The 20,188-nt window shown below is 69.9% G+C and carries 15 protein-coding genes; 10 read left to right on the forward strand and 5 right to left on the reverse strand.

Going from position 1 to position 20,188, the window contains the following annotated elements:
• Positions 1 to 602: 602 nt before the first annotated feature.
• Together VDQ83_RS00030 and VDQ83_RS00035 are read right to left on the reverse strand one after the other, a co-directional pair.
• Positions 603 to 1,319, reverse strand: a complete 717-nt coding sequence (locus VDQ83_RS00030; protein WP_455433402.1) for a response regulator transcription factor — start codon at positions 1,317 to 1,319, stop codon at positions 603 to 605.
• Between the two features lie 72 nt (positions 1,320 to 1,391).
• Complete coding sequence (locus VDQ83_RS00035) at positions 1,392 to 2,783, reverse strand: sensor histidine kinase (protein ID WP_455433663.1); 1,392 nt, start codon at positions 2,781 to 2,783, stop codon at positions 1,392 to 1,394.
• Positions 2,784 to 3,239: 456 nt separating this feature from the next.
• Here VDQ83_RS00035 and VDQ83_RS00040 point away from each other — a divergent pair, with 456 nt between their 5' ends.
• Positions 3,240 to 3,989, forward strand: coding sequence for a DUF4440 domain-containing protein (locus VDQ83_RS00040; RefSeq protein ID WP_455433403.1), 750 nt, complete (start codon positions 3,240 to 3,242; stop codon positions 3,987 to 3,989).
• A gap of 111 nt (positions 3,990 to 4,100) precedes the next feature.
• On the opposite strand, the gene VDQ83_RS00045 is transcribed toward VDQ83_RS00040, so the two are convergent.
• Positions 4,101 to 4,514 (reverse strand): hypothetical protein, encoded by a 414-nt coding sequence (locus VDQ83_RS00045; protein WP_455433404.1) that lies wholly within the window; start codon positions 4,512 to 4,514, stop codon positions 4,101 to 4,103.
• A 538-nt stretch (positions 4,515 to 5,052) separates the two neighbouring features.
• On the opposite strand from VDQ83_RS00045, the gene VDQ83_RS00050 reads away from it, so the two are divergent.
• The 6 genes from VDQ83_RS00050 (at position 5,053) to VDQ83_RS00075 (ending at position 14,161) form a co-directional block, all read left to right on the forward strand.
• The gene (locus tag VDQ83_RS00050; protein WP_455433405.1) at positions 5,053 to 5,910 is read left to right on the forward strand and encodes an IclR family transcriptional regulator; all 858 of its coding nucleotides are present in this window, start codon (positions 5,053 to 5,055) and stop codon (positions 5,908 to 5,910) included.
• Between the two features lie 105 nt (positions 5,911 to 6,015).
• Entirely contained in the window at positions 6,016 to 7,413 is a 1,398-nt protein-coding gene (locus VDQ83_RS00055; RefSeq protein ID WP_455433406.1) for an MFS transporter, read from the forward strand.
• A gap of 136 nt (positions 7,414 to 7,549) precedes the next feature.
• A complete protein-coding gene (locus tag VDQ83_RS00060) occupies positions 7,550 to 8,479 on the forward strand; it encodes a dihydrodipicolinate synthase family protein (protein WP_263395863.1) in 930 nt (309 codons plus the stop codon).
• Between the two features lie 273 nt (positions 8,480 to 8,752).
• Complete coding sequence (locus VDQ83_RS00065; RefSeq protein ID WP_455433407.1) at positions 8,753 to 10,057, forward strand: carbohydrate porin; 1,305 nt, start codon at positions 8,753 to 8,755, stop codon at positions 10,055 to 10,057.
• Positions 10,058 to 10,286: 229 nt separating this feature from the next.
• Positions 10,287 to 10,991 carry a TetR/AcrR family transcriptional regulator gene (locus tag VDQ83_RS00070; RefSeq protein ID WP_455433408.1) on the forward strand — a complete coding sequence of 235 codons (705 nt, stop codon included), beginning with the start codon at positions 10,287 to 10,289 and terminating at the stop codon, positions 10,989 to 10,991.
• Positions 10,988 to 14,161, forward strand: a complete 3,174-nt coding sequence (locus tag VDQ83_RS00075) for a bifunctional cytochrome P450/NADPH--P450 reductase (RefSeq protein ID WP_455433409.1) — start codon at positions 10,988 to 10,990, stop codon at positions 14,159 to 14,161. The genes VDQ83_RS00070 and VDQ83_RS00075 overlap by 4 nt, the downstream gene beginning before the upstream one ends.
• Before the next feature lie 179 nt (positions 14,162 to 14,340).
• Here the strand turns inward: VDQ83_RS00075 and VDQ83_RS00080 are convergent, their stop codons facing one another.
• Complete coding sequence (locus VDQ83_RS00080) at positions 14,341 to 14,496, reverse strand: hypothetical protein (protein WP_263395867.1); 156 nt, start codon at positions 14,494 to 14,496, stop codon at positions 14,341 to 14,343.
• Positions 14,497 to 14,789: 293 nt separating this feature from the next.
• Between VDQ83_RS00080 and VDQ83_RS00085 the strand changes: the two genes are divergently transcribed.
• Entirely contained in the window at positions 14,790 to 15,269 is a 480-nt protein-coding gene (locus VDQ83_RS00085; protein ID WP_455433410.1) for a VOC family protein, read from the forward strand.
• Between the two features lie 220 nt (positions 15,270 to 15,489).
• Here the strand turns inward: VDQ83_RS00085 and VDQ83_RS00090 are convergent, their stop codons facing one another.
• Entirely contained in the window at positions 15,490 to 17,748 is a 2,259-nt protein-coding gene (locus tag VDQ83_RS00090) for a methyl-accepting chemotaxis protein (RefSeq protein WP_455433411.1), read from the reverse strand.
• Between the two features lie 257 nt (positions 17,749 to 18,005).
• Between VDQ83_RS00090 and VDQ83_RS00095 the strand changes: the two genes are divergently transcribed.
• Both VDQ83_RS00095 and VDQ83_RS00100 read left to right on the forward strand, forming a co-directional pair.
• A complete protein-coding gene (locus tag VDQ83_RS00095; RefSeq protein ID WP_455433412.1) occupies positions 18,006 to 19,523 on the forward strand; it encodes an FAD-dependent oxidoreductase in 1,518 nt (505 codons plus the stop codon).
• 13 nt (positions 19,524 to 19,536) lie between these two features.
• Positions 19,537 to 20,175 carry a TetR/AcrR family transcriptional regulator gene (locus VDQ83_RS00100; protein ID WP_455433413.1) on the forward strand — a complete coding sequence of 213 codons (639 nt, stop codon included), beginning with the start codon at positions 19,537 to 19,539 and terminating at the stop codon, positions 20,173 to 20,175.
• Positions 20,176 to 20,188 lie beyond the last annotated feature (13 nt).

Consider the following 20,188-nt stretch of genomic DNA (forward strand, 5'->3'; position numbering starts at 1 on the left):
CAAGCATCCAAACCGGACCCACGAACCGGCGCCCCAGGCCTAAGCCGTGCGGGGCGCGCTGCGATCGGGATCGGAACCCACTCCGAAAGCGCAGGCTGGGCCTGCCGGTGTGGTGGCGCGGATTCTGCGCAGGCGAGTGCAGGCAGTCAGTAGCAGCGGTTCGCGTTCGCTCTCACTTCCTCACGCGCGCAACGAGACGGATGCCGCAACCGCAATGGGACGCCCTCGTTATTGGGCTGTGACGAAAGAATGGACGCCGGCGCAGCCGGCGAAACCCGCCAATCTGTCTACCGATCGCGCAAGCATCGGATCCGCGGCCCATGCACGAATGCGGGACATCCGGGAGACATCCTGGGGACATTGCGCGATTGGAGAGGCGAATCGGCGGTGCCGGCGTGCGGGTGGTCATGCGCGGGCGGCGCGGCAGGCGGCCGCCGGTCCGAGGCGCGAAGCCGCCCGGACGCCGAACACGGCACTTCGAAGGGATACGCTCGGGCGCACCGGGCCGCAGCGGCTCGGCTCCCTGCGGAAGACAGCCCCCGGCCTTACCGGCCGCACACGCGCCAGGCACAGCGCGACCTATCCCGACCGGGTCGGCTGGGCTACGCCGCCTCGCCCAGCAGATACCCCTGCCCGCGCACGGCGCGCAGCGGCAGCGTCGCCGCGGTCGCGGCCGTCACCCGTGCGCGCAGCCGGTGTACCAGCACCTCCAGGCGGTGCGGATCGAAATCCCACGGCGCATCGGTGACCGCGGCGATCAGCGTGTCGCGGTCGACCGGCGCGCCGCGCTGCGCGAACAGCGTCTTCAACAGACCACGCTCGGCCTCGGTCAGCGCCAGCGTCCGCGCACCCGGCGCGAACAGCGTCCAGCCGTCGTCGCTCAGCCGCCAGTCCTGCACGGCCGGCGCCGCGGACGGTGCCGCAGGCTGCAGGCGCCGGCGCAGGTTGGCCAGCGCGGCGATCAGCAGTTCCACGTCCAGCGGCTTGACCAGATACAGGTCCGCGCCCTGCATCAGGCCGCGGGTCATGTCGGTGTTCGCGCCGCGGCCGGTCAGCATCACGATGCCCGCCTGCGGCACGATCTGCCGCAGATAGCGCGCCACCGAATAGCCGTCTTCGCCCGGCAGCCCGACGTCCAGCACCACCAGATCGCAGACATCGCCCAGCAGGTGCCGGTACAACGCCTCGGCGCTGCCGAACCCGAGCACCTGGGCGCCTTCGTGGCGCAGTTCGTCGACCACGATCGCGCGCAGTTCGGGGTCGTCCTCGACCACCGCGATCCGCACCCCGGCCAGCACCAGCCCCGGCGACGCCGTCATCGCCGGCACGTCCCGGACGGCGCCAGCCACGCACACGCGGCGTACTGCAATCGGCAAGCACACGCCACGCGGCTAGCCCTCCACGCCTTTCGCGCCCGCCAGCGCAGGCGGCTGCGCCTGCCCGTGCGGGAAGCTCAGCACGAACGCGGCACCGGCGCCGGTCTCGGCGTCGATCCAGATGCGCGCGCCATGCCGCTGCATCAGCCCGTTGGCCATCGCCAGGCCGAGCCCGGTGCCGTGGCCCACCGGCTTGGTGGTGAAGAACGGCTCGAAGATCTTTTCGCGCAGGGCCGCGGGAATGCCCGGGCCGGTATCGCGGCACTGCAGCCAGGCTTCGCCGCCGACGCGCCGGCCGTGCAGGGTCACGGTGCCGCCGTGTTCCATCGCATCGTCGGCATTGGCGACCAGGTTGAGCAGGATCAACTCCAGCTGCTGCCGGTCGAAATGCACCTGCAGCCCGGGCGGCACCTGCACCTCCAGCGCGATGCCGGGCTTGAGCGCCTGCTTCAGCAGCGGCCGCAACGTCGCCACCAGTTCGCCGAGATCCAGCGTCTCGGCCTGGGTCTCGTCCTGACGGCTGAAGCTGAGCAACTTCGCGCTGAGCGCGGTGGCGCGCCTGGCCGCCGACTCGACCCCGTCGAACGCCGCGGCGATCGCCGGCGCGTCGCCGGCGCGGCGTCCCTGGCGCACGTAGCCCAGCACCAGGCTCAGCAGATGGTTGAAATCGTGGTTGAGGCCGGAGGCGAGCCGCGCCACCGCCTCCACCTTCTTGGCGTTCACCAGTTGGTCTTCGATCCGCTGCCGCTCCTCCACTTCGCGCCGCAGCGTGTCGTGCGCGAGACCGAGTTGCTCGGCGCGTACCTGCACCTCGCGCAGGCTCTGCCGCAACGCGGCCGAGGTGCGGTCCAGCACCACCGCGATCAGCAGGAAGATGACGCCGCTGATGACCGCATCGCCGATGACGTCCTGCGGCTCACCGTTGCCGATGTCCACATAGGTTCCGAGCGCGAACGACAGCACGACGGCGGCGAACATCGTCCACAGCGCCGGCCGCCCCACCGCCAGCGCGGCGATCGCCATCGGCACCACCAGCACCGGCTGCTCGAAGCGTTGCCCACCGAATCCGCTGGCGGCGTGGCTGGCCAGGACCGAGATCGCGAACACGCCCAACATCTGGTAGGCGGCCCAGCGGAAGCGGCCGAAACGGATCAGTACCACGCCCAGCAGCGCGACCGCACTGAACAGTGCGCTCAACGCCAGACTGGTCAATTCGCCGGGACGCCACGCCACCGGCACCGCGATCGCGCGATACAGCCACGCAGCGACAGGCAGGGTCCCGAACAGCAACAGCACCACCTGGAACATCGGCGCATTGCGCAGATCCACCGGGTCGGCGATCGGCACCGCACGCAGCCATCTGGCCGGGCCGTGCAGCACTCGTTTGAACGTCCCACCGCCTTGCATCAGCACCGCCAACAACTCCTCCCCTCGCACCCCTGCGTGCCCAGTATGCGACGATTGCGTAGCTGACGCATCTTCGCGCTCATCGCGCGCGCGCGATCGCCGTCATCTTGGCGACATGCGGCCGCATGCAGGCGCACGCGGCCTGTCGCGGCGCAGGGCATGGTAACGGTATTGCGCAGCGCCAGCGGCCGGTGTGCGGCAACGTGCAGACGCGGCTTTTCTGCGGTTGCGACGCGACGACGTCGTGCGTTCGCGGCTCGGCCATGCGGCGCTGCCGGCACGGCATCTCTTTCAGCTGATCAGCAGCCTCGGCAGCGCCGCCTTCGCTGCATTGCCGCGCTTGGTGCCCTTCGCCATGACCACCGAACGCCGACGTCCATCGGTGCCCATGACGTGTTGCACGCGGCGGGCGCGCAGCGTTGGGTTGCAATCGCACTCCTGCTGCAGGAGTCCGCCATGTCCCTTCGCCATCTTGCGCTGTGCGCGCTGCTGGGCCTGAGCGCCGCCGCGGCGGCCGACGACGAAGCGGCGGTGCGCGCCGCCGATGCGCGCTACTGGCAGGCCTACAACGCCTGCGACATGCGCACGATGGGCGAACTGCTCACCGACGACGTGGAGTTCTACCACGACAAGACCGGCCTGACCGCATCGAAGGCGGCGGTGCTGCGATCCTTGCGCGATGGCCCCTGCGCCGACCCGGCGATGCACCTGCGTCGCGACGCGGCCGCCGGCGACGTGCAGTTCCATCCGCTGGCCGGCGGCTTCGCGCTGCTGGCGGGCACGCATCGCTTCCACGTGCAGCGCAACGGCGAGCCCGAGCGCCTGGACGGGCAGGCCGAGTTCACCAATCTCTGGCAGTCGGTGGACGGCCATTGGCGCATGCGCCGCATCTACAGCTACGCGCACGCCGCGGCGGCGTACGTGCCGCCTACCACGCAGCTGCGCCTGGCACCCGAGGTCCTGGCCGGCTACGCCGGCGACTATCGCGGCGAGCGCATCGGCGACATCCGCGTCGCCGTGGAAGGCGACCATCTGAAGCTCAGCGCCGGCGCACTGGTGGTGACCCTGCACGCCGAATCGCCGACCCGCTTCTTTGCCATGGAACGCGACCTGCGCTTCGTGTTCGCGCCGGCGGCGGACACGGGCGCACGCCAGCTGACCGTGTACGAGAACGGCGCCGTGGTCGAGACCGCGCAGGCGCGGTGACCAGCCGCAGTAGTGCCGGGACGCCGCTGCGCGAGGTCCAGCATCCGTTGACGAGAACGAGATCGCCGCGCAGGCGTTGCAGGCACGCGCCGCCTTCGCCCATCGCAGCCGTCATGGCCGATGCAGCACGGCCCCTTCGATGAAATCGGCTGCATTCCTCTTCAAGTAGACCCGATAGGTGCCTTGTCCGGAGACCGGCACGTCGAAGCTGTCGCCTGGCGACAGCCCTGCCCGCTCGACCGGCGCACCATCACGCGGCGCCGCCCGCAGTCGCACGGTCGCACCGTCTTCGCGGCGCGTCAGGTTGGTCACGGTCAGCGCCCCGTCCCAGAGAACGCGGCTGTCGCCCGGCAACAGGCCGAACGGCATCCACGCCGGCGCCGGCGCCGGCTTGCAAGCGGCGGCCTGCGCTTCGGCCAGGCGCCGCTCCAGCGGCTTAACCTCCACGTACTGCACGAACCCGTAGGTGCCGCCGACCAGCACCAGCACCGCCGACACCTCGGCGGCGGCGCGCTTGAACGACAACGTCTGCCACCATTTCTGCGCAGGTGGTTGCGGCGCCTGTCGGTTGGTTCGGGCCATACGCCACGCTATCGGCGCCGCGCGGGGTTGTCTGCCAGCAACGCTTGCGCTGCCGATCGCGGAGCCGTTCGTCTACATGGCGATCCGGCACAGCGCGCACGCCGCTCGAAGCATTGGAATCGCACCGATCTCACATGGTGCCGCCGCCGCGGCGAATCCAAGACACGGCTCCAGCTACTTCGACAGGGCGCTACGTCTTGCGCCACGCGCAGGGCAATGCAGCCGGGATGAAGATTGGGAATTCGATCCTGCGGCGCACGCTCGGCCACCTGGAACCAGGCGCGGACCATGTCGCCGATCGCGACGCGCACGACCGGCTCGCCACCGATGCTGCGCCGCAACTTGACGCGGCGAGAGCGCTTGGCGAACCTTGGCATGTACTTTCGAAATAATTTTCGCAATCCGAAACGCGCTTGTCAAGCGACACCATCCGGCCGGTTCGGCAAGCTGGCGACGTACGACGGCCACCAGGAATGTGCAGATGACCAAGACGATCTCCCCAGGTACGCTGGATCCCGCCGCCGAAGACGGCGACGAGGCCGCGGCGGACAAGAAGCTGCGCAGCACCGTGCAATCGCTGGCCAAGGGCTTCCGAGTGCTCGAGGCGTTCTCCTCCGAGCACGAGGAACTGTCGCTGAGCCAGATCGCGGCGCTGGCCAAGCTCGACCCGGGAACCACGTTCCGCATGCTCAACACGCTGGTCGAACTCGGCTACGTGAGCCGCATTCCCGAAAGCCGCCGCTTCCGGCTGACGCTGAAGGTGCTCGACCTCGGCTTCCACGCCATCGCCCGCCGCGACCTGCGCAGCGTGGTGCGCCCGTTGCTGCGCGCACTGGTCAGCGACGTCAACGAAGCGGCCAGCTTCGCCGTGCTGCAGGGCCCGGACGTGCTCTACATCGAGCGGGTCCGCGCCGGCATCACCCGGCTGGGCGTGGATATCCGCATCGGCACCACCGTGCCCAGCACCCGCACCGCGATCGGCCTGGCCATGCTCGCGCACCTGTCGCCAGAGGAAGTGACCCGGGTGACGGGGGTGAACGTGCATGCGCCGCACGCGCCGGAGATCGCCGCCATGCTCGGCACCTTCGAACGCATCCGCCGCGACCGCCACGTGATCCTCGACTCGATGCTGACCGAGGGACTGCGCGTGCTGGCGGTGCCGGTGCTGGATGCCGACGACTATCCGCTCGGCGCGATCAGCGTCGCCGCGCCGTCGGTGCGCACCAGCCATGACGAACTGCTGCGCACCGCCCTGCAACCCACCCTGCTCGCGGCCAAGGACATCGCCTTCGCGATCCAGGCCAGCGGGAGTATCGCCGTGACCGCACCCAGCACCTGACCGCCCGGGCGCCCCGCCCGGTTCCCCTGCAATCCGACCGCTTCGTGGACGCTCCGGCGCCCGCGCCGGGTTCTTCTTGTCCTGTGAGAGGCAGCAACGATGCTCATGCCCACCACCGCCGCCACCGCCACTGCCGTACGTTCGCTGCCGCCCGCCGAGGCGCAGGCGCAGATCGGCGCCCGGCTCGAACGCCTTCCCGTCACCCGCCAGGTGTGGTGGGCACGCAACATCGTCGGCGCCGCCACCTTCTTCGACGGCTACACGGTGATCGCCATCGCCTACGCGATGCCGGTGCTGGCCAAGGAGTGGCAGCTGACGCCGGCGCAGATCGGCATGATCCTGTCGGCCGGCTACCTCGGCCAACTGCTCGGCGCGGTGTTCTTCGGCTGGCTGGCCGAGCGCGTCGGCCGCCTGCACGTGCTGCTGTTCACCATCCTGCTGTTCGTGTCGATGGACGTGGCCTGCCTGTTCGCCGGCAGCGCCGCGGCGATGATGGCGTTCCGCTTCATCCAGGGCATCGGCACCGGCGGCGAAGTGCCGGTGGCCAGCGCCTACATCAACGAACTGATCGGCTCCAAGAAACGCGGCCGCTTCTTCCTGCTGTACGAAGTGATGTTCCTGCTGGGCCTGGTCGCCGCCGGCGGCATCGGCTATTTCCTGGTGCCGGCCTACGGCTGGAAGGCGATGTTCATGGTCGGGTTGATCCCGGCGGTGGTGATGATCCCGCTGCGCTTCTTCATGTTCGAGTCGCCGCGCTGGCTGGCCTCCAAGGGCCGCTACGACAAGGCCGATGCGATCGTGTCCGAACTGGAGCGCAGCGCCGAGCGCCGCCATGGCCCGCTGCCGGCGCCGGTGTTCGACCGCAACGCGCTGCCCAAGGCGCAACGTTCGGACTGGCGCGAACTGTTCGGCAGCGTCTACCTCAAGCGCACGCTGGTGATCTGGTGCCTGTGGTTCTGCTCCTATCTGGTGGCCAACGGCATCATCACCTGGCTGCCGACGCTGTATCGCCAGCATTTCGGTTTGCCGCTGCAGCAGAGCATCGCCTATGGCTTCCTCACCTCGCTGGCCGGCGTCGCCGCCGCGGTGGTGTGCGCCCTGTCGATCGACAAGGTCGGACGCAAGCGCTGGTACGTCATCGCCTTCGCCGCCGGCAGCATTCCGCTGCTGGCGCTGGCGATGCTGGGCGGCACCTCGGCGCTGCAGGTGCTGGTGTTCGCAGCGCTGGCCTACGCCGCGGTGCAGACCATCACCTTCTCGCTGTACCTGTATTCGGCCGAGCTCTACCCCACCCGCATCCGCGCCATCGGCACCGGCCTGGGCAGCGCCTGGCTGCGCCTGGGGTCGGCCAGCGGACCGCTGGTGGTCGGCGCGGTCATCGCCGGCATCGGCCTGCGCTACGTGTTCGTCGCCTTCGCCGTCGTGCTGCTGGCCGGCGCGGCGGTGACGCTGCTGTGCGCACTGGAAACCAAGGGCCGATCGCTGGAAGAACTCTCGCCCTGAGCGCATCGGCTGCCGCAGCCGCCCACACCGCACGCCTCCCTCCAGAGGCCGCTTCCTGCGCCTCCACGCACCACCCCCACGTCGGACGCTGCGTTCGACTCCATCCCCCGTTGATCCGAAACAAGAGGAAAACAGCATGAGCAACATCGACCTGAAAGGCCTGGTTCCCGCGCCCGTCACCCCGTTCACCCGCGACGGCGCCGTCGACTATCCCGCGATCAAGCGCATCGGCAAGTGGCTGGGCGGCATCGAGGGCGTCAAGGGCCTGACCGTGCTCGGCCACGCCGGCGAAGGCACGTTCCTGGAGCGCGACGAGCAGGCCAAGGTGATCGAGGCGTTCCGCGATGCGGTCGACGCCCGCATCCCGATCATCGCCGGCATCACCCTGGAAGGCACCCGCGTCGCCGCCGACGAAGCCAAGCGCGCGGTCGCCGCCGGCGCCTCGGCCGGTCTGATCTATCCCTCGCACGGCTGGCTGCGCTTCGGCTACCAGAAGGGCGCGCCGCAGGATCGCTACAAGGCCATCCACGAGGCCAGCGGCCTGCCGATGATCCTGTTCCAGTACCCGGACGTGACCAAGGCCACCTACAACTTGGACACGCTGCTGGAGATCGCCGCGCTGCCGGGCGTGATCGCGATGAAGAACGGCGTGCGCAACATGAAGCGTTGGGACACCGAGATCCCGGTGTTCCGCAAGGAGCGGCCGCACGTGCCGGTGCTGACCTGCCACGACGAATACCTGCTGCACACCATGTTCGACGTGGACGGCGCGCTGGTGGGCTACGGCTGCATCGCGCCGGAGCCGCTGATCGAGATGATCGCCGCCGGCAAGGCCAAGGACTACGCCAAGGCGCGCGCCCTGCACGACCGCCTGCTGCCGGTGACCAAGAGCGTCTATCACCGCGGTTCGCACATGGAAGGCTCGGTCGCGCTGAAGTGGGCGCTGGCCGCGCGCGGCCTGCTCGACCACGCCACGGTGCGTTCGCCGCTGCTGCCGCTGGCCGAAGGCGCCGACAAGGAAATCGCCGACGCGATGGCCGCCGCCGGCCTCGGCAAGGTGGCCTGACCCAGGCAGTCCGATCCGGTCCGACGGGCCGCGCCGCCGCGCGGCCCGTCCGCGGCGGCGATGGCGCGCATCGGCGCCGCGCAATGCACCTGTCGCCGCGACTTTGCCGGTCCTCCCACGAGCCTGCGCAATGCCGTGTCCGCTTAGTGACGGACGCGACGCTGTCCTACGGCTCCGCGACCGGACGCTGTCTTCCCTTCGCGCACTGCCGCGACGCCGCGTCCCTGCCGCGCGCGTCCGCCGCGTGCATCGCCTCGTCCCGTGGAGCGTCCCATGTCCCGATCGCGTTCTTTCGTCCCGTTCCTCGCGCTGGCGGCCTCGGCCACGCTGTCCGCCACCGCCGTTGCCGCCGATACCGACAGTTGGCTGGACGAACACGGCATTGCGCCACGCTTCGTCTGGGCCAACGACTATGCGCGCAACGCCAGCGGCGGACTGGCGCGCGGCGATCGCAACGCCGGCGGCGTGGTCGCCGGTGCCGACCTGGATCTGGAACGCCTGTTCGGCATCCCCGGCGCCACCGTGCACGCGACCGGCGCCTGGTACTACGGCGACAGCCTGTCGCAGCGCCAGATCGGCAACGCGGTCAAGGTGCAGGGCTACTGGTATCCGCAACAACAGGCGCAACTGGCGCAGCTGACCTGGGAGCAGGCGTTCGCCGATGGCCGCTGGCAGCTGGTCGCCGGGCGCATGAACACCACCTGGCAGTTCGCGCGCAGCCGCTACGGTTGCCGCTTCGTCGGCGCCTCGGATTGCCCGTTCCAGCTGAGCCAGGCCGATGGCGGCTTCGTCGGTTTTCCCTACGTCAACTGGGGCGCGAAGCTGCGCTACAAGCCCGATGCGCGCTACGTCTCGGTCGGCGCGTTCGAACTCAATCCGCAACGCAAGAACACCAACGGCTTGGACTGGAGCACCGCCGACAGCAACGGCGTGCTCGGCACGCTGGAGGTCGGCTACGAACCCGATCCGGCGCGCGGCCAGGGCGCGCCGCGCTACGTGGCCGGCCTCTGGTACAACTCGGCCGACTACGCCGACCTGCGCTACAACCAGGCCGGCGGATTGCGCGGCCTGTCCGGCGGACCGGCGCGCATGTACGACGGCGGGCGCTGGGGCGCCTACCTGATGGGCGAACGCGCGCTCTACCGGCCGCAAGGCATGGCCAGCAAACGCATGCTGGTCGCGTTCGGCAACATCGCCGCGCCGCTGGATGCGCGCCAGGTGTACGACCTGCAGCTCACCGCCGGCCTGTACTACGCCGGCCCGTTCGACTCGCGCCCGAACGACGGATTCGGCGCCATCGCCAACTACTACCGCTTCAGCGCCGACCAGCAGGGCTACATGAACGACCTGCTGCGCAAGCGCGGCGCCGCGCCGGGGATCTCGCGCAACGAGACGATCCTCGAACTCAACTACAGCTATCGCGTCGCACAGTTGCCGCTGTCCCTGGTCCCGAACGTGCAGTACATCGTCAATCCCGACATCCTCGGCAACACCGCCGCACGCCGCGCGCCGGACAACGCGCTGGTGATCGGCCTGCGGGTGATGGTCAACATCGGCGGATTGGGCACCCCGAAGTGAAGCGCCTGCGGCTTGAGCGAAGAAGGCGGCGCAAGCAGCGACACGGCGCCGATCGCCCGTCTTCGCCGCGCGCCGGCACCAGCACCATGGCGATTGGCAGGCAGGGGCAGCGCTGCCCCTGCCTGCGGTCGTAGCAGCAAACGAACTACCCGCTGAACGGCCACCTTGAAGAACACCGCGGCCGGCATTAAATGTACATCTGAACATTTATGCGGACGCACACCCGGACATGAGCGCCAAGCCACCCCCACGCCCCCGCGGCCGCCCGACCAGAGACCGGGCCGACGGCCGCCAGGCGCTGCTGTCGGCGGCGACCGGCATCTTTGCCCGGCATGGCTTCGACCGCGCCGACATCCGCACCATCGCCGCGGCCGCAGGAGTGAGCCCGAGCCTGGTGCGCGTGCATTTCGGCAGCAAGGCGCAGCTGTGGAGCGCCTGCGTGGAGCAGCTCTCGCATGCCCTGCGGCCCCGGCTTGCAGCGATGGCGCAACTGACCGAACACGACGGGCGCGCGCTGCTGCAGCGGCTGACCGACGCGATCCTGATCATGGCCGCCTTCTACGAGACCAACCCGGCAGTGCGCGATTTCGTCGCGCGCGTGGTCTCCGAAAGCCCCGAGCGGGCCGCCGTGGTCACCGAGCAGTTGCTGCGCCCTGCCTACGCGGCCGGGCATGCACTGGTGCTTGCAGGAATCGAGGCCGGCATCGTGAAGGCGACGCATCCGGCGCTGTTCTTCGTGCTGTTGAACAGCATGCTGAGCCAGCCGCCGGAGTTCCCGCAGCTGCTGGCGCGGCTGGCCCCGGAAATCGGCGCCGCCACGGCGCGGACGCGGCTGGTCGAGACCGTCCTCGCCATCCTGCTGCATCCCCCGCACAGCGATGCCGGCGCCCCGCCGCTCGCCACGCTGCGCTCCCCACAGGAAGGCACCCCATGACCGACGCAATCCCGCAACCGCGTTCGCTGCCGCTGCTCGGCAATTTCCACCACCTCGATGGCGATGCCCCCGTGCAGAGCCTGATGCGCCTGGCCAAGGTGCACGGCCCGATCTTCCGCCTGAACAGCGGTCCGCTGTCGCTGACCGTGCTGAGCGGGCAGCACCTGGTGGACGAGGTCTGCGACGAGACCCGCTTCGAGAAGAAGTTGCACCGCCCGCTCGAAGCGCTGCGCGACCTCGGCGGCGACGGCCTGTTCACCGCCTACAACGACGAACCCAACTGGGCCAAGGCGCACCGGCTGCTGATGCCGGCGTTCGGCCCGATCGGCGTGCGCGCGATGTTCGGGCGCATGGAGGACATCGCCGAACAGATGCTGCAGCGCTGGGAGCGGTTCGGCCCGGACGCGGCGATCGACGTGGCCGACAACATGACCCGGCTGACCCTGGACACGATCGCGCTGTGCGCCTTCGACTACCGCTTCAACAGCTTCTACCAGAACGAGATGCACCCCTTCGTCGCGGCGATGGTGGGCGCGTTGGCCGAGGCCGGAGCGCGCGCGCGCCGCCCCGACCTCGCCAATCGCCTGCTGGCGCCCGGCCGGCGCCGTTACGAAGCCGACCTGGCGATGATCCGCAGCGTCGCCGATACCTTGATCGCCGAGCGCAGGGCCGACCCGGACGCGGCCTCGCGCGACGACCTGCTCAACCTGATGCTGTACGGACGCGACCAGGCGAGCGGCGAAGCGCTGTCGGACGAGAACATCCGCTATCAGCTGGTGACCTTCCTGATCGCCGGCCACGAGACGACCAGCGGCCTGCTGTCGTTCGCGCTGTATCTGCTGCTGCGCCATCCGGCGGCGCTGGCGCGCGCGCGCCAGGCGGTGGACACCGCACTGGGCACGCAGCCGCCGCAGGTCGAGGACCTGGCCAAGCTGCGCTACATCGAGCAGATCCTGCAGGAAACCCTGCGGCTGTGGCCCACCGCGCCGGCGTTCGCGGTCGCGGCGCGCGAAGCGACCACACTGGCCGGCCGCTATGCGATTGCGCCGCAGGACACCCTGCTCGTGCTGATTCCCGGCCTGCACCGCGACCCGGCCGTATGGGAGGACCCGGAAGCGTTCCGGCCGGAGCGCTTCGCGCCCGAGGCGGCCGAGCGGCTCCCGCCCAATGCCTGGAAACCGTTCGGCAACGGCGCGCGCGCCTGCATCGGGCGCGGCTTCGCGATGCAGGAAGCGCAGCTGGTGCTGAGCATGATCCTGCAGCGTTTCGACCTGGACCAGGTCGATCCGAACTATCAGCTCGAGGTGGCGGAAACGCTGACCTTGAAGCCGGACGGTTTCCGCATCCGCGCGCGCCGGCGCGACGCCGTCGCCCTGCGCCGCCGCAGCGCGGTGCCGTCCGCGCCGCAGAAACCCCTGGCGCCGGCGGCGACGCCGGCAGCCGACGGCACTTCGCCGGGCACCCCGCTGCTGGTGCTGTACGGCGGCAATTCCGGCTCGTGCGAAGCGTTCGCGCAGCGCATCGGCGGCGATGCGGTGGCGCAGGGCTATGCGCCGATCGTGGCGGCCCTGGACGACTACGCCGCGCGCCTGCCCAGCGATGGCGCAGTGGTGGTGGTCGCCTCCTCCTACGAAGGCCAGCCGCCGGACAACGCGCGCCGCTTCGTGGACTGGATCGAGACGCTGCCCGCCGGCGAACTGGCCGGCGTGCGCTACACCGTGTTCGGGTGCGGCAACCGGCAGTGGGCGCGCACCTACCAGGCGATTCCGAAGCGGGTCGATGCCGCATTCGAAGCGGCCGGCGCCGCGCGCTTCAAGCCCCGCGGCGAAACCGATGCCGGCGGCGATTTCTTCGGCGGTTTCGACGCCTGGTACGCCGGATTGTGGCCCGACCTCGGCCAGGCGCTGGGGAAGGCGACCACGGCGCAGACCGCGCACGCGCTGCAGGTGGACATCGTTCCCTCCGCGCGCCTGGGCGCGTTGCGGCTCACCGAGCTCGACCAGGGCCGCATCGTCGAGAACCGCGAACTGGTCGACATGGCCGCGCCGTTCGCGCGCTCCAAGCGCCACATCGAGATCGCCCTGCCCGAGGGCATGCGCTACCGCACCGGCGACTATCTCGCGGTGCTGCCGCGCAACCCCGCCGCGCAGGTCGAGCGCGTGCTGCGGCGCTTCGGCCTGGCCAGCGATACCCAGGTGCTCATCGGCAAGCGGCCCGGCGCCGCATCCGCCCTGCCCAGCGGCTATCCGGTGGCGCTGGCCGAGGTGCTCACCGACTACGTGGAACTGGCGCAACCGGCGACCCGCGCGCAGGTGGCGCAACTGGCCGCCACCACGCGCTGCCCGCCCGATCGCGACGCGCTGCAGGCACTGGCCGCCGAGCCGGCCTACGCCGACGAGGTCCTCGCCAAGAAGACCAGCCTGCTCGATCTGCTGGAACGCTTCCCGGCCTGCGAGCTGTCGCTGGGCGCCTTCCTCGACGCGCTGCCCGCGTTGCGCGCGCGCCAATATTCCATTTCTTCCTCGCCGCTGCGCGACCCTGCGCAGTGTTCGCTGACCGTGGCCGTGCTCGACGCGCCGGCACTGTCCGGGATCGGGCGCCGTCGCGGCGTGGCTTCCAGCTACCTGGCCGGCCTGGGCGAAGGCGCGCCGGTCTCGGTCGCGGTGCGGCCGTCGCAGGCCAGCTTCCACCCGCCGGAGGATCCGGCCACACCGGTCATCCTGGTCTGCGCCGGCAGCGGCATCGCGCCGTTCCATGGCTTCCTGCAGGAGCGCGCGATCCAGAAAGCGGGCGGCCGCGACGTCGGCGAGGCGTTGCTGTTCTTCGGCATCGACCATCCCGACGTCGACTATCTATACAGGGAGGAATTGCAGCGCTGGCGCGACATGGGCGTGGTCGATGTGCGCCCGGCCTTCTCGCAAGCGCCGCAGGACGGCGTGGCCTATGTCCAGCACCGCCTGTGGCAGGACCGCGCGCAGGTGTCCGCGTTGTTCCGGCAAGGCGCCACCGTCTTCGTCTGCGGCGACGGCGAACGCATGGCACCGGCGGTACGCGATACCTTCGTGCGGATCTATCGCGAGAGCATGGACGTCAGCGCCGAGGAGGCCAACGCCTGGGCCGACCGGATCGAGCGCGAACACGGCCGCTATGTGGCGGATATTTTCTCGTGACCGACGCCGAGCCACGGACGGCGCAGCAGGCAGGCGACACAGGCGCGTCGCTGCGAGCGACGATCCGGCGCGGCGCCCGCAACGCATCGTGAGCGCTGCGCGCTCGGGTCCGATCGCAACACGCACGTCGCACAGCCCGGCGCCCACGGCATGGCCGATTCGCCGCCGCGTCGCGCAGGTTACTTCCTCAACGAGGCATCGTCGCCGGCCTTGGTCGCGGCCGCGTCCTTGGCCGGGCGGTTGCGATTGTTCTTGGCCCGGGTGATCAGGTAGAAGGCCGCGCCGACGAACAAAATGAACAGTCCGGCGACCCATGGCATCAGCGTGGTGTCCATGCAAAGCTCCGTGGTTGTGCGATGTCCAACGACACCACATCGCAGGTGAAGAGCCCGCTAGCCCGGCTCCGCATCGGCGCTCGCCAGGCCCAGCCGCGTGCGCCGACCGCGACGCGCGCACGCGTTCCGGCTCGACCCGCAGCGCCAGCAGCGACGTAGAATCCGCCGTGCAACACGAGCGCACCGGATTGCGTTGCGTCGAACTGCACATGCCATTGCTGCACACGCGCCATGCACCTGCTCAGTTCTGGCACCTTGCGCACCGCTGTCTCTTTCTACCCAGGAGAGTCCAGATGATCAGCAAGAACACGATTTGCCTCTGGTTCGACGGCACCGCGCTGGAGGCCGCCACGTTCTATGCGCAGACGTTCCCCGACAGCGCGGTGCACGCCGTGCATCACGCCCCCGGCGACTACCCCTCCGGCAAGCAGGGCGACGTGCTGACGGTCCAGTTCAGCGTGCTGGGCATTCCCTGCCTGGGCCTCAACGGCGGCCCGGCGTTCAAGCACAGCGAGGCGTTCTCGTTCCAGGTGGCCACCGACGACCAGGCCGAGACCGACCGCCTGTGGAACGCGATCGTCGGCAACGGCGGCCAGGAAAGCGCCTGTGGCTGGTGCAAGGACAAATGGGGCCTGTCGTGGCAGATCACCCCGCGCGCCCTGACCGATGCGATCGCCGACCCGGATCCGGCGGTGGCCAAACGCGCGTTCGAGGCGATGATGAGCATGACCAGGATCGACATCGCCGCGATCGAGGCCGCGCGACGCGGCTGACCCGCGCCTCGTCGAGCCCCCTGTGGGAGCGACTTCAGTCGCGACGAGGGGCAGCAGGAAACTGCGCAGATCCGTGCCGGCAGCAGTCCCTGTTCCAGCGGCGGAACGACGCCTTCGGCCAGCGTCTTGAGCAGGCACGCGCAACAGCATCCCGCCGAGCACAAACGACGAGGCCCCACCGGAGCGGGGCCTCGTCGTAGGCGTCGATGCTGGCGGGACTTCAGAACTCCTGCCAGTCGCCGGCGTTGGCCGCGACCGCTTCGCGGATCGGCTCGCGGGCCGGTGCGCGGCGTGCCGGGGCGGCGGCCTTGGCCTTGGCTGGTGCACGCACCGGAAGCGCCGCCGCAGCCACGCGCGGCGCGGCCGCCGGCGCCAGCGCCGCGGCGTGCGCGTCCAGCTTGAACAGCGCCACCGCATCGTTGAGGTGGCCGGTCTGCTCTTCCATCGAGCGCGCCGCCGCGGTGGCTTCTTCCACCAGCGCAGCGTTCTGCTGGGTGGCCTCGTCCATCTGGGTGACGGTCTGGTTGACCTGTTCGATGCCGGCGGACTGCTCCTGCGAGGCCGCGGCGATCTCGGCCATGATGTCGGTCACGCGCTGCACCGAGGCGACGATCTCGCCCATGGTGTCGCCGGCCTGGTTGACCAGTTGCGAGCCCACCGCGACCTTGCCGACCGACTCGTCGATCAGGCCCTTGATCTCCTTGGCGGCGCTGGCCGAGCGCTGCGCCAGGGTGCGCACTTCCGAGGCGACCACGGCGAAGCCGCGGCCCTGCTCGCCGGCACGCGCCGCTTCCACCGCCGCGTTCAACGCAAGGATGTTGGTCTGGAAGGCGATGCCGTCGATCACCGTGATGATGTCGGCGATGCGGCGCGAGGAGGCGTCGATCTCGTGCATGGTGGTGACCACGCGGCCGACCACCTCGCCGCCCTGCGAGGCGACCGAGGCCGCGCCGATCGCCAGTTGGTTGGCCTGGCGGGCGTGTTCGGCGTTCTGCTTCACGGTGGAGGTGAGCTCCTCCATCGACGCGGCGGTTTCTTCCAGGTTGGCGGCCTGCTGCTCGGTGCGCCGCGACAGATCGTCGTTGCCCGAGGCGATCTCGCCGGCGGCCGTGCTGATGCTGGAAGAGGCCTGCTGGATGCGTCCGACGATCTGGGTCAGCTGCGCGACGGTGCTGTTGGCATCGTCGCGCATGCCGGCGAACACGCCGTGGAAGTCGCCGTGCATGCGCGCGGTCAGGTCGCCGTTGGCGATCGCCCGCAGCAGCTGCGAGACCTGGCCCAGGTTGCCGTCGGCGACCTGCATCATGGTGTTGAGGTGTTCGATCATCACCCGGAAATCGTGATCGAAGCGCAGCGCGTCGCCGCGCTGGCTGAAGTCGCCGACCGCCGCGGCCTGCGCCAGCGACTGGATCTGGGTGTTGATCGCCAGCAGGCTGGCCTTGGCCGCATCCATCGATTCGTGCAGGATCGCGCGGCTGCCGGGCAGGCGCCGCGCATCCTGCGACAGGTCGCCGGCGGCGTACCGGTTGAGCACGGCGATGGCGTCCTTGATCGCGTCCAGGTGTTCGAAGATCACCGTGTTGATGCCGACCGCGAGTTGGCCGTACACGCCCGGGAAATCTTCCGGGATGCGGTGGCCGATGTCCGGGCCGGCGTGCATCTCGACCATCTGCTGGGTCTCGCCGGAGAACCGGCGCAGCATCACCGTCATGTCGCGGGTCGCGGCCAGCATCTTGCCTGCCTCGTCGGCGCTGGTGGCCTGGATGTTCACCGACAGGTCGCCGCGCGCCACCGACTGGATCGCATGCACCGCCTTGCCCAACGGGCCGGTGACCGCGCGCGAGATCACCACCGCCAGCGCGGCGGCGATCAGCGACAGCAGCAGCATGCAGGCGACGATGGCGATCACGCTGGCGCGATGCGTGGCGTCGGCCTTGACGATCTTCGCCTGCATCTGCTCGGCGCTGTAGGCGCCCAGTTCCTTGAGCGACTCGAACAGCTTGCGCCGCGCCGGCCGCGACTTGTCGTCGGAGATCTGCTGCGCCAGCACGCCATCGCCGGCGGCGATGGCCGCGCGCATCTCGGCATTGGCGCCGAAGTACCCGTTCACGTCGGCCTCGACATTGCGGTACAGCCCCTGCTCCTTGTCGTCGGCGGGCAGCGCCGCATAGGCGGTCAGCTCTTCGCGCACCAGCTTGGTGGTGGCGTCCATGCGCTTGTTGTAGTCGGCGACCTTGTCGGGCTTGGCCAGCATGGTCAGCTGCGACAGCTCGAAGGTGCGGAACTCGCCGAGCTGCGCGCGCACTTCGCCCAGGTGCTGCACCGACGGAATCTCGTTGCCGGCCATCGCCGCCAGTTCGGTATGCGCGCCGCCCAGGCGGACCAGGGCGAAGGTGCCGAGCATGATCGTCATCAGCGTCGTCAGGGTGAACCCCACCGCCAGCTTGCGGGCGATAGGCAGATCGTGGAACCACTTCATGAGCGCAACTCCAGGCAAGAGTGTCCGGACTGTCGCTGATGGACGGCCGGCGGCATCCAATTCCGCTATGCACGAGGGATTGGGGCGTTGTCTGGAGAGGTAACGGCGCCCACGGCGCAAACCTGAGAGCGCCATCCCGGTTTCTTGCTGAACAGCTCAGGGAACCGCCGAAACCGGGGAACGTGCGCACCCGCCGCTTGACGGCAAGACCGCGAACTGATTTAAATGACCCACGGGTCATATAAACGAGGTACGGCATGAGCGAGGTGCTGATCGTGGGCGCGGGCCCCACCGGGCTCACGCTGGCGTTGTGGCTGACCCGGCAGGGGATCGCGGTGCGCCTCATCGACAAGAGCGCCGGCCCGGGCGAGACCTCGCGCGCCATGGCGGTGCAGGCGCGCACCCTGGAGCTCTACCGGCAGGTGGGGATCGCCGAGGCCGTCGTCGCCGCCGGCCACCGCACCCCGGCCATGAACATCTGGGCCCGCGGCAAGCGCCGCGCGCGGATCGCGCTGCGCGATTCGGCCACGGGCCTGTCGCCCTACCCGTTCGTGCTGGTGTACCCGCAGGACCAGCACGAGCGCCTGTTGCTCGCGCAGCTCGCGGCGCTGGGCGTGGCGGTCGAGCGCGACACCGAACTCGTCGCCTTCGACGACCACGGCGATCGCGTCGCCGCGCGCCTGCGCCTGCCCGACGGCAGCGAGCAGGCCGCCGAGGTGCGCTATCTGGCGGCCTGCGACGGCGCGCGCTCGACCGTGCGCCATCGGCTCGGCGTCGATTTCGAAGGCGGCACCTACCGGCAGGTGTTCTACGTCGCCGATGTCGAACTGAGCGGCCTGCAGTCGACCGACGAGGCGCACATCGCCTTGGGCGACGGCGATTTCATCCTGGTGCTGGCCTACAGCGCGACGGGGAACTACCGGCTCATCGGCACCGTGCGCGACGCGCGTGCCGAACGCGCCGAGCAGCTGAGTTTCGCCGACGTCAGCGACGACGCCATCCGCAACCTCGGCGTCAGCATCGACCGGGTCAACTGGTTCTCCACCTATCGCGTGCACCACCGCGTCGCCGAGACGTTCCGCCATGGCCGCGCGTTCCTGCTCGGCGATGCGGCGCATGTCCACAGCCCGGTCGGCGGCCAGGGCATGAATACCGGCATCCTCGATGCCATCAACCTTTCCTGGAAGCTCGCCGACGTGCTCAAGGGCCGCACGTCCGATGCCGTGCTCGACAGCTACGCGGCAGAGCGCCAGGCCTTCGCCCGCACCCTGGTCAACACCACCGACCGCGCCTTCACCCTGGTCACCGCCGCAGGCGGCGTCGCCAGCTTCATCAGGACCTACGTCGCCCCGGCCCTGGCCAGCCTGGCCTACCGCAGCCGCAACCTCAGCGAGCTGATGTTCCGCACCGTCTCGCAGACCATGCTGCACTATCGCGACAGCCCGTTGAGCGCCGGCAAGGCCGGCGACGTCGCCGGCGGCGATCGCCTGCCGTGGGTGCAGACGCACGACACCGACAACTACGCGCCGCTGCCGCAGATCGGCTGGCAGCTGCACGTCTACGGCAGCGCGCGGCCCGAACTGCAGGCCTGGTGCGACGCGCACGATATCGCCCTGCGCGTGTTCGCATGGCAACCCGAGCACCAGCACGCCGGCTTCGCGCAGGATGCGGCCTATCTGCTGCGGCCCGATGGCTACGTCGCCTGCGCCGCGCCCAACGCCTCGCTCGCGGCGCTGGACGGGTATCGTGTGGCGCACGGATACGCCCCGCACTGAGCACATCGACCGCATGACCGACGCGCCGCCGAAATGGAAACGCCGCAAGGAAGACCGCCCCGCAGAGATCCTCAGCGCCGCGCTCGATGCCTTCGTCGAGCACGGCTTCGCCGAGACCAAGCTGGCGGACGTGGCCAAGCGCGCGGGCATCGCCAAGGGCACGCTGTACCTTTACTTCGACAACAAGCAGGACCTGTTCGCCGCGGTGGTGCGGCACGGGCTGCTGACCAGCCTTGCGCCGCTCGAGCAAGCCGCCGCCACCTTCGACGGCGGACTTGCCGAACTGAGCAGCCTGTTGTTGGCGCGCGCCGCCGACGGCATGGGCGACCAGCGCCTGCCGGCGATCCTGCGCATGGTCATCGGCGAGAGCCGCGCGTTTCCGGAACTGGCCCGCATCTGGCACGCCGAAGCCATCGACCGGGTGATGTCCACCGTTGCCGGCCTCATCGAGAAGGCCCAGGCGCGCGGCACCGCCCCGGCCGGCGACCCGAAGCTCTACGTGCTGTCGATCATGGGCCCGATGCTGATGGCGATGCTGTTCCACCAGGTCTTCGGCCGCGACAGCGCGCACGCCCCGAACCTCGCCGCGCTGGCCGACCAGCACGGGCGCCTGCTGCTGCAAGGCATCGCGCCCAGGGGCGTCACCGGATGAGCCGTCACCGCAG

The organism is Xanthomonas sp. WHRI 7945, from assembly GCF_035026585.1.